This is a genomic window from Streptomyces sp. S465, assembly GCF_026898115.1.
Classification (GTDB): Bacteria; Actinomycetota; Actinomycetes; order Streptomycetales; family Streptomycetaceae; genus Streptomyces; species Streptomyces luomodiensis.
In genome coordinates, this window is record NZ_CP114036.1 from 3,441,644 (window position 1) to 3,452,925 (window position 11,282).

At 73.6% G+C, this 11,282-nt stretch carries 1 protein-coding gene; it reads right to left on the reverse strand.

The features are described 5' to 3' along the window. Positions 1 to 3: 3 nt before the first annotated feature. On the reverse strand, positions 4 to 11,256 hold the full coding sequence (locus N6H00_RS14550) for a type I polyketide synthase (protein ID WP_443073214.1): 11,253 nt from the start codon (positions 11,254 to 11,256) through the stop codon (positions 4 to 6). Between the last annotated feature and the right edge of the window lie 26 nt (positions 11,257 to 11,282).

The following is an 11,282-nucleotide window of genomic DNA, read 5'->3' on the forward strand; positions in this document are numbered from 1 at the left end:
GCGTCAGGAATCGTTGCCGTCGAGGCCGTCGAGGTCGAGCGCCATGTCGATGAGGTGCTGGACGTCCATGGTGTCGATGGACTCGGTGTCGTCTTCGACGCGGCTGGTCTCGGCGGTGGCCGCTTGCGGTTCGGCCAGCCGGAGCAGCGTGTCCAGCAGGCCGGCTTCCCGGATCCGGCTCATCGGGAGGGTGGTCAGGATGCGGCGCAGCTCGGCGTCCTGCGGATCGATGTCCAGGTCGGCCGGGGCGTGCCCCGGGCCGTCCGGCACCAGTTCGGTCAGCAGGTGCTCGGCGAGCACGACCGGTGTCGGGTAGTCGTAGACCAGGCTCACGGGCAGCCTGAGACCGGTGGCCGAGCCCAGCCGGGTGCGCAGTTCGACCGCGGTGAGCGAGTCGAAGCCCAGCTCCTTGAAGGCGCGTCCGGCCTCGACCTCGTCGGCGGAGGCATGGCCGAGCGCGGTGGCCACATGGGTGCGGACCACCTCCAGTACCGCGTCCCTGCGGTCTGCCGGGGCCAGCCCGGTCAGCCGCTCGCGCAGCGCCGACGCGCCGTCGGCCGCCGCCCGGTCCGCCCGCTCGCCCTCGGCCCCGCCCCGCAGGGCGGCTGCGACCTGGGGCACGTCGTCGATCAGCGGGCGGGGGCGGGCGGCGGTGAAGGCCAGGGCGAAGCGCTCCCAGTCGACATCGGCCACGGTCACCGCGGTCTCCCGGCGGGTGAGCGCCCGCTGGAAGGCGACCATGTTCACATCCGGCGCCATCGGCGGCAGGCCGCGGCGGCGCAGCTGCTCCTCGGCGTCGCCCTCGGCGGCCATGCCGCCGTCCGCCCACGGGCCCCAGGCCACGGAGGTGGCGACCAGGCCACGGGCGCGGCGCCGCTCGGCCAGCGCGTCGAGGAAGGCGTTGCCCGCCGCGTACGCGCCCTGGCCACCACTGCCCCACACCCCGGCGATCGAGGAGAAGAGCACAAAGGCGTCCAGCGGCTCGGTGTCCTCGCCGAAGAGGGCGTCGAGATGGTGCGCTCCGGCCGTCTTGGCGGCCACGATGCGGGCGAACTCCGGGAGTTCCCGGCCCGTGCCGGGCTCCTGGGAGACACCGGCCGCGTGCACCACGGCCCGTACCGGGGTGCCGTTGGCCGCCAGCTTCTCCACGAGCCCCGCGAGCGCGTCGCGGTCGGTCACATCGCACGCCTCGACGGACACGGCGGTGTCGGTGCCGGACAGTTCGGCCACGATCTCGGCCGCGCCCGAGGCGTCGGGGCCACGGCGGCTGAGCAGCACCAGCCGCTCCGCGCCGTTCCGTGCCAGCCAGCGGGCGACATGCCGCCCCAGGGCGCCCGTGCCACCGGTCACCAGCACGGTGCCGCGCGGGGTCCAGGTCTCGGTGGAGGCGGTCGCCGCGTCGCGTGCGGCCGGTACGAGACGGCGGACGAAGACCCCGGCGGCGCGGATCGCCACCTGGTCCTCGTCGTCGGACCCGGCGAGCACGTCCGCGAGCCGGTCCAGCGCGCGTTCGTTGAGCGTCTCCGGCAGATCGACCAGACCACCCCAGCGCTCGGGCTGCTCCAGGGCGACGACCCGGCCGAAGCCCCAGACCTGGGCCTGGGCGACACTGTCCAGCCGGTCGGCGCCGCCGGTCGCCACCGCGCCCCGGGTGACGCACCACAGGCGAGCGGTGGCGTCGTCGCCCTGCCGCGCCAGCGCCTCGGCCAGCGCACCGGTCAGCGCCAGGCCGACCGGCACCGCCGGATGTTCCGGGTGCGGCCGCTCGTCCAGCGCCAGCAGCGACAGCACTCCGTCCACCTGGCCCTCGGCCGACGCCGACGTGAGGCGGGCGGCCACGGTCGCGGGGTCGGTGTCCGCGGCGTCCAGCTCGACACGTACGACCCGCACCCCGCGCCCCGCCAGGCCGGCGGCCACCGCGGCGACCTGGGGGTCGTCGGCGTGGCTCGCGGGGACGACGGTCAGCCAGGTGCCGGCCGGGGCCCCCGCCCGGCTCTGCGGACGCGGCTTCCACACCACGTGGTAGAAGTGGCCGTCCGCGGCGGACAGCTCGCGCTGCGTGCGGCGCCACGACGACAGGGCGGGCAGCACCGCGCTCAGCGGCTGGTCGCCCTCGACCCGCAGTTCGCCGGCGAGCGCCTCCCAGTCCTCGCGCTCCACCGCTTCCCAGAACCGGGCGTCCACCGCGTCCACGGTGGTCTCGGCCCGGGTTCCGGCCTCCAGGGTGGTGTCCGGCCAGTACCGGCGGCGCTGGAACGGGTACGTCGGCAGGTCGACGCGGTGCGCGCCGGTCCCGGCGAAGTACGCGGCCCAGTCCACCTCGGCGCCCCGGACGTATGCCTGGGCGAGCGCGGCGGTGACGGTCTCGGCCTCGGGGCGGCCGTTGCGGCAGGCGGGCGCCAGGACGGCCGCCTCGGCGTCGGTGACGCAGTCCTGGACCATGGCGGTGAGGACACCGTCGGGGCCCAGCTCGACGAAGGTGGTGACGCCCTGGGTTTCGAGCGTGCGGACGCCGTCGAGGAAGCGCACGGCCTCGCGGACGTGGCGCACCCAGAAGCCGGGGCTGGTGATCTCCTCGGCGGACACCACGGCACCGGTCAGGTTGGACACGATCGGGATGCGCGGCGCCTCGTAGGTGAGCCCCTCGGCCACCTCACGGAACGCGTCCAGCATCCCGTCCATGCGCGGCGAGTGGAACGCATGGCTCACCGTCAGCCGCTTGGTCTTATGGCCCTGGGCCTCGAACGAGGCCGCGATCTCCAGCGCCGCGTCCTCGTCCCCGGCGATGACCACGGAGGCCGGACCGTTGACGGCGGCGATGCTCACCCGCTCGGTCAGCAGCGGCGCCACCTCGTCCTCCGCCGCCTGCACCGCGACCATCGCGCCACCGGCCGGAAGCTCCTGCATCAGACGGCCACGCGCCGCCACCAGCTTCGCGGCGTCGGCGAGGGACAGCACACCCGCCACATGCGCGGCGGCCAGCTCACCGATCGAATGCCCGGAGAGGAAGTCCGCCTTCAGACCCCACGCCTCGACAAGGCGGAACAGCGCCACCTCCACCGCGAACAACGCGGGCTGGGTGAACCCCGTCCGGTCCAGCTCCTCGGCGTCGTCCCCGAACAGCACCGTCTTCAACGGACGCTCCAGATGCGGGTCCAGCGCGTCGCACACCGCGTCCAGCGCCTCCGCGAACACCGGATAGGCGTCATACAGCTCACGCCCCATGCCCAGCCGCTGGCTCCCCTGCCCCGTGAACAGGAACGCCACCGCGCCACCGGCCGTCACCGAGCCCTCGACCAGCCCCGCCGCACCGCGCCCCTCGGCCAGTGCCGCGAGCCGCTCGCCGGGGAGTTCGCCGTCCCGGCCGAGCAGCACGGCCCGGTACTCCAGGGCAGAACGGGAGGTGGCCAGCGAGTACGCGAGGTCGAGCGGGCGGGCCCCCTCGGCCCGGCCGTTCAGGAAGGCCCGCAGACGCTCGGCCTGGGCCCGTAGCGCGTCCTCCGTACGGCCGGAAACCGGCCAGGCGAGGACGGGCAGGGTCCGCTCCGGAGCGACGGAGTCGGCGGCACCGGCGGCACCGGCGGTCACCGCGTCGGGGGCCTGCTCGATGATCGCGTGCGAGTTGGTGCCGCTGAAGCCGAACGACGACACCCCCGCGCGGCGCGGACGACCGGTCTCCGGCCACGGCCGGGACTCGGTCAGCAGCTCGATGTCGCCCACCGACCAGTCCACATGCGGGGTCGGCTCGGTGACATGCAACGTCCGCGGCAGCACGCCGTGCCGCATCGCCAGAACCATCTTCATGACTCCCGCGGCACCCGCGGCGGCCTGGGTGTGCCCGATGTTGGACTTCATCGAACCCAGCCACAGCGGTCGGTCTTCGGGCCGCTGCTGACCGTACGTCGCCAGCAGCGCCTGCGCCTCGATCGGGTCACCCAGCGTCGTGCCCGTGCCGTGGGCCTCGACGACGTCGACGTCCGCGGGCGTCAGAGCCGCGTTGGCGAGGGCCTGGCGGATGACGCGCTGCTGGGACGGGCCGTTCGGCGCCGTCAGACCGTTCGACGCACCATCCTGATTGACGGCGGTGGACCGCAGGATGGCGAGGACGGGGTGCCCGTTCTTCCGGGCGTCGGAGACCCGCTCCACCAGGAAGAGGCCCACGCCTTCGCCCCAGTTGGTCCCATCCGCGTCACCGGAGAACGCCTTGATCCGGCCATCGGCGGCCAGCCCCCGCTGGCGGCTGAATTCCAGAAAGACCCCCGGGGTCGACATGACCGTGACGCCGCCCGCCAGGGCGAGCGAGCACTCGCCGTTGCGCAGCGCCTGCGCGGCCAGGTGCAGGGCCACCAGTGAGGACGAGCACGCGGTGTCGACGGTGAGGGCGGGCCCTTCGAGACCGAAGACGTAGGACAGCCGGCCGGATGCCACGCTGGAGGCGGTGCCGGTGCTGAGGTGTCCTTCGAGGCCCTGCGACTCGTCCAGCAGCAGGGTGAGGTAGTCCTGTTCGTTGGAACCGATGTAGACACCGGTCCTGCTGCCGCGCAGCGTCGCCGGGTCGATCCCGGCCCGCTCGAACGCCTCCCAGGACGTCTCCAGCAGCAGCCGCTGCTGCGGGTCCATGGCGAGGGCCTCACGCGGCGAGATCCCGAAGAACGCCGCGTCGAAGTCGGCCACATCGGGCAGGAAGCCGCCCTCGCGGGTGTAGGTGGTGCCTTCGGCGTCCGGGTCGTCGCTGTAGAGGTTGGCCAGGTCCCAGCCACGGTCGGTGGGGAAGCCGCTGATCGCGTCCTCGCCGGAGACCAGGAGCTGCCACAGCTCCTCCGGCGACCGTACGCCGCCGGGGAAACGGCAGCTCATCGCGACGATCGCGATCGGGTCGTCGTCGGCCGAGGTGGCCATGTGGTGGGGGGTGATCGCGTCGGTCACGTCGCCGACGAGCTCACCGCGCAGATGGCCCGCGAGGGACGCCGCGTTCGGGTAGTCGAAGACCAGCGTCGGCGACAGTCGCAGCCCGGTCGCCTCGCGGAGGCGGTTGGACAGTTCCACGGCGGTGAGGGAGTCGAAGCCCAGGTCCTTGAACGCCCGGCCCTCCTCGAGCGCCTGCGGGTCCGCGTATCCGAGCACCGCCGCGACGTGGGTACGGACCAGGTCCAGCAGCAGCCGGTCCTGCTCGGCCGCGCTCAGCCCGGCCAGCCGCCCGGCCAGGCCGGAAACGCCGTCACCCGCGGTGTTGTCCGCCACGCGCCGTACCGGAACGCGCACCAGCCCGCGCAGCAACGGCGCGAGCGTGCCCGCCGCGGCCTGGGTGCGCAGCGCCACGGCGTCGATCCGCATGGGGACGGTGGCCACCTCGCCCGAGCCGAGCGCCGCGTCCAGGAGGGCCAGGCCCTCCGCCGGGGACAGCGGCGGCAGCCCCGCGCGCCGCATCCGGCTGATGTCCACCTCGCTCAGGCCGCTGCCCATACCGGAGCCCGCCCACAGACCCCACGCGAGCGAGAGGGCCGGGACCCCCTCGGCGCGGCGGCGCGCCGCCAGCGCGTCCAGAAAGGTGTTGGCGGCGGCGTAGTTGCCCTGGCCGGGGCCGCCGAACAGGCCCGAGACGGCGGAGAACAGGACGAACGACGCCAGGTCCGAGCCCCGCGTCAGCTCATGGAGGTTCCACGCGGCATCCACCTTCGGACGCAGAACGCGCTCGACGCGCTCGGGCGTCAGCGAACCGATGACACCGTCGTCCAGCACACCGGCGGTGTGCACCACGGCCGTCAGTGGATGCTCGGCGGGGATGGCGGCCAGCACCTCGGCGAGCGCCTCGCGATCGGCCGCGTCACATGCGGCGACCGTCACTTCGGCGCCCAGCGCACGCAACTCGGCGACGAGTTCGGCCGCGCCCGCGGCCCGCTCACCACGGCGGCTGGTGAGCAGCAGGTGCCGCACCCCGCGTTCGGTCACCACGTGCCGGGCGACCAGGCCGCCCAGGGCACCGGTGCCACCGGTGATCAGTACCGTGCCGTCCGGGTTCCACGGGGCGGGCACGGTCAGCACGACCTTGCCGACGTGCCGCGCCTGGCTCATGTAACGGAACGCTTCCGGGGCCTGCCGCACGTCCCAGGCGCTGACCGGCAGTGGCCGCAGCGCCCCCTGCCGGAACAGCTCCAGCAGCTCGCACAGCATCTCCTGGATACGGTCCAGGCCCGCGTCGAACAGGTCGAACGCCTGGTAGGAGACACCGGGGTACTGGGCGGCCACCTCCTCCGGCTCCCGGATATCGGTCTTGCCCATCTCGACGAACCGGCCGCCGCGCGGCAGCAGCCGCAGCGACGCGTCCACGAACTCCCGCGCCAGCGAGTCCAGCACCACATCGACCCCGCGACCGCCGCTGACCTCGCGGAACGTCGACTCGAAGGCCAGGTCGCGGGAGGAGGCGATACGGTCCTCGGCCAGCCCCAGCGAGCGCAGCGTGTCCCACTTGCCCTGGCTGGCGGTGGCGTAGACATCCACACCCCAGTGCCGGGCCAGCTGCACGGCGGCCATACCCACACCGCCGGCGGCGGCGTGCACCAGCAGCGACTCCCCGCCCTGGAGGTCCGCCAGGTCGCGCAGCGCGTAGTACGCCGTCATGAACACGATCGGCACCGACGCCGCCTGGGCGAACGTCCAGTCCAGCGGCATCGGGGCGACCATGCGCCGGTCCGCCACCACCAATGGCCCGAACGCACCCGGCAACATGCCCATGACGCGGTCGCCGGGGGCCAGATCGGTGACACCGGGGCCGGTTTCCACGACGACACCGGCGCCCTCGATGCCCATGACAGGGGCATCGCCGGGGTACATCCCCAGCGCGTTCAGCACGTCCCGGAAGTTCAGACCGGCGGCCCGGACCTCGATCCGCACCTGCCCGGCCTCCAACGGCGCCGCCGCCTCAGGACACGGCAGCAGCGTCAGGTTCTCCAGCGTGCTCCTTTCCTCGATGTCCAGCCGCCACGCCCGCTCCCCGGCCGGAGGCACCATCGCGCCCTTCGACGCCACCCGCGCCAACAGCGGCGTGTGGACCGTGCCACGGCGCAGTGCCACCTGCGACTCACCCGAAGCCAGCGCGGCGCCCAGCGCCTCGTACGAGGCCTCGGTGCCATCCACATCCACCAGCACCAGCCGGTCCGGACGCTCCGACTGCGCCGAGCGCACCAGACCCCACACCGCGGACCGCGCCAGGTCCTCGACCCCGGCATCGCCCCCGGCGGTCACCGCGCCCTGGGTGACCAGAACCAGACGGGACGTGTCCAGCCGCTCCTCGGCGAGCCACGCCTGCACCAGAGCCAGCGCGTCCCGCGCGGCGGAGTGCGTGGCACCGGCCACGTCGTCCTCGGTGGTGTCCCCCGGGCCGAAGTACGCGAGAACGTACTCGGGCGTCCCCGTCGCCCCGGATTCCACCGCGTCGCTCAGCGCGGCCAGGTCGGCGTGGACCGCGGCACCGGCCCTGAGCGCGGCGGGCGCACCGGAGCCCAGTACCGCCCACGGCACACCGGCCCCTGACTTCTCGGCGGGCACCGGCATCGTGGCCCAGTCCAGCCGGAACAGCGACTCGTGGTACGCCGCCCGCCAGGTCAGCGCCCGCTCGGCCGGAGCGGCGCGCAGGACCAGCGAGTCCACGACGGCGACCGGGCTACCGGCCGAGTCGGCGATCTCCACCCGGACACCGTCCGCACCCGTGCCCCGCGGCACCAGACGCACCCGCAGCGCGGAGGCGCCACTCGCGTACACCGACACCCCGCTCCAGGCGAACGGCAGCCCTCCCTGCGCACCGTCGGCCGGGCCGAGCAGGCCGAGCGCGTGCAGCGCGGAGTCGAACAGCGCCGGATGCAGCCCGTAGTCCTGCGCGTCGGACGCCGCGGACTCGTCCAGCCGGACCTCGGCGAAGAGTTCGTCCCCGTGTCGCCAGGCGGCCGTGAGCCCCTGGAACACCGGGCCGTACCGCAGACCGGCGTCGGCGAGGGTCGTGTACAGCTCCTCGACCCCGACCGCCTCGGCGCCCGCCGGCGGCCACGCCGTCATCGCGAACGCCGGCCGGGGCGCGCCCGAGGCGAGCACTCCGTCGGCGTGCCGCGTCCACGGCTCCTCGGCCGGAGCGTCCTCCGCACGGGACAGGACGGCGACGGACCGCTGTCCGGCGCCGTCCGCCGCGCCGACCGTGACCTGAAGCCGGATGCCTCCGTGTGCGGGCAGCGTCAGCGGGACATGCAGGGTCAGCTCGTCGAGAAGGTCGCAGCCGACCTGGTCGCCGGCGCGAACGGCGAGCTCCACGAACGCCGTGCCCGGCAGGACCACCACGCCCTGCACCACATGGTCGGCCAGCCACGGATGGGTGTCCACGCCCAGCCGGCCGGTGAACACCAGTCCATCGGACTCCGCCAGCGGCACCGCCGCACCCAGCAGGGGATGCCCGGCCGGCTCCAGCCCCACGGACGCCACATCGCCCACGGACGCCGCGCCCGGCTCCAGCCAGAACCGCTCGTGCTGGAAGGCGTACGTCGGCAGGTCCACCCGGCACGCACCCGTTCCGGCGAAGAACCCGGCCCAGTCCACCGCCACACCACGGACATGCGCCCGCGCCACGGCGGTGGTCAGCGCCCCGGTCTCGGGACGGTCCTTGCGCAGGGCGGGGATGCACACCGCGTCCTCACCCAGCAGGCACTCCTGCGCCATCGCGGTGAGCACGCCATCGGGGCCCAGCTCGATGAAGGTGGTGACGCCCTTGGCCTCCAGGGTGCGCACACCGTCGAGGAAGCGCACGGCCTCGCGGACGTGGCGCACCCAGAAGTCGGCGCTGGTGATCTCCTCGGCGGACACCACGGCACCGGTCAGGTTCGACACGATCGGAATCTTCGGGGCCTCGTACGACAACCCCCGCGCCACCTGACGGAACGCCTCCAGCATCCCGTCCATGCGCGGCGAGTGGAACGCGTGGCTCACCGTCAGCCGCTTGGTCTTACGGCCCTGCGCCTCGAACGACGCGGCGATCTCCAGAGCCGCGTCCTCGTCACCCGCGATGACGACCGAGGTCGGGCCGTTGAGCGCGGCGATGCTCACCCGCTCGCTCAGCAGCGGCGCCACCTCGTCCTCCGACGCCTGCACCGCGATCATCGCGCCACCGGCCGGAAGCTCCTGCATCAGCCGGCCACGCGCGGCCACCAGCTTCGCCGCGTCCGTGAGCGAGAGCACACCCGCCACATGCGCGGCGGCCAGCTCACCGATCGAATGGCCCGACAGGAAATCGGGACGCAGACCCCACGCCTCGACCAGCCGGAACAGCGCCACCTCCACCGCGAACAACGCGGGCTGGGTGAAACCGGTCCGGTCCAGCGCCTCGGCGTCCTCGCCGAACAGAACGTCCCGAAGCGGCCGTTCGAGGTGCCGGTCCAGCTCCGCGCACACCGCGTCCAGCGCCTCCGCGAACACCGGATAGGCGTCGTACAGCTCACGGCCCATCCCCAGCCGCTGGCTGCCCTGCCCCGTGAACAGGAAAGCCACCTCGCCGTCGACGACCGCGCCCTCGATCAGCTCCGGCGCGGACTCCCCCCGCGCCAGCGCTTCCAGGCCCGCGACCAGCCCGGCACGGTCCTCGCCGACGACCACCGCGCGGCGCTCCAGCGCCGCCCTGCCGGTGGCCAGCGAGTAGCCCACGTCGGCGGTGCCGAGGGCGGGCTCGCGGTCGAGCCGGGAGATCAGGCGCCGGGCGTTGTCGCGCAGCGCCGCCGCGTTCCTGGCGGACAGGGTCCACGGCAGTACGGCGGCGGTGACCGCCGCGGTGGTGCCGTCCTCGCCCGTGGCCGGGGACTCCTCGGCCTCCGGGGCCTGTTCCAGGATGGTGTGGGCGTTGGTGCCGCTCACTCCGAAGGCCGAGACACCGGCCCGGCGCGGCCTGCCGGTCTCGTCCCACGGCCGGGCCTCGGTCAGCAGGGACACCTCGCCCGCCGACCAGTCGACGGTCGGGGACGGCTGGTCGACGTGCAGGGTCTTGGGCAGGACGCCGTGGCGTATCGCCATGACCATCTTGATGACGCCCGCGACACCCGCCGCCGCCTGGGTGTGGCCCAGGTTGGACTTGAGCGAACCCAGCCACAGCGGATGGCCCTCGGGCCGCTCCTGGCCGTAGGTGGCCAGCAGCGCCTGTGCCTCGATGGGGTCGCCCAGCGTCGTCCCCGTGCCGTGCGCCTCCACGACGTCGATCTCGGCGGCGGACAGCCGGGCGTTCTCCAGGGCCTGGCGGATGACGCGCCGCTGGGAGGGGCCGTTCGGGGCGGTCAGGCCGTTGCTCGCACCGTCCTGGTTGACGGCCGAGCCGCGCACCACCGCCAGCACGGGGCGGCCGTTCTTCCGCGCGTCCGAGAGCCGCTCGACCAGCAGCACACCGACGCCCTCGGACCAGCCGGTGCCGTCCGCCGACGCCGCGAAGGACTTGCACCGGCCGTCGGGGGCGAGGCCACGCTGCCGGCTGAACTCCACGAACACATCCGGGGTGGGCATCACCGCGACGCCGCCGACCAGGGCGAGCGAACATTCCCGCTGACGCAGCGCCTGGGCCGCCCAGTGCAGCGCGACCAGCGACGACGAGCACGCCGTGTCGATCGTGGCGGCCGGGCCCTCCAGACCGAAGGTGTAGGCGATACGGCCGGACAGCACACTGGTGGCACCGCCGGTGAGCAGCAGGCCCTCCAGCTCCTCCGGAACATCCTGGAGACCGGAGCCGTAGCCCATGGCCGACGCGCCCACGTAGACGCCGGTGCGGCTGCCCTTGACCGACGTCGGGTCGATGCCCGCGCGCTCGAACGCCTCCCAGGAGGTCTCCAGCAGCAGCCGCTGCTGCGGGTCCATGGCGAGCGCCTCGCGCGGCGAGATGCCGAAGAACGCCGGGTCGAAGTCGGCGGCGCCGTCGAGGAATCCGCCACCGCTGTTGTAGAAGGTGCCCTTGCGGTCCGGGTCCGGATCGGCCAGCCCCTCGATGTTCCAGCCGCGGTCGGCGGGGAATCCGGAAATGGCGTCACCGCCCTCCGCGACCAGCTGCCACAGATCCTCGGGCGAACCGATGCCACCGGGGAAACGGCAGCTCATCGCGGTGATCGCGATGGGTTCCTGCGCGTCCGCCTCCACCTCGGTCAGGCGGCGACGGGTCCGGCGCAGCTCAGTGGTCACCCACTTCAGATTGTCGAGAAGCTTCTCTTCGTTCGCGCTAGCCACGGAAACGTCACCTCCTGAGGTCAGTTGAAGAACTGTGGGCGGTCATCACG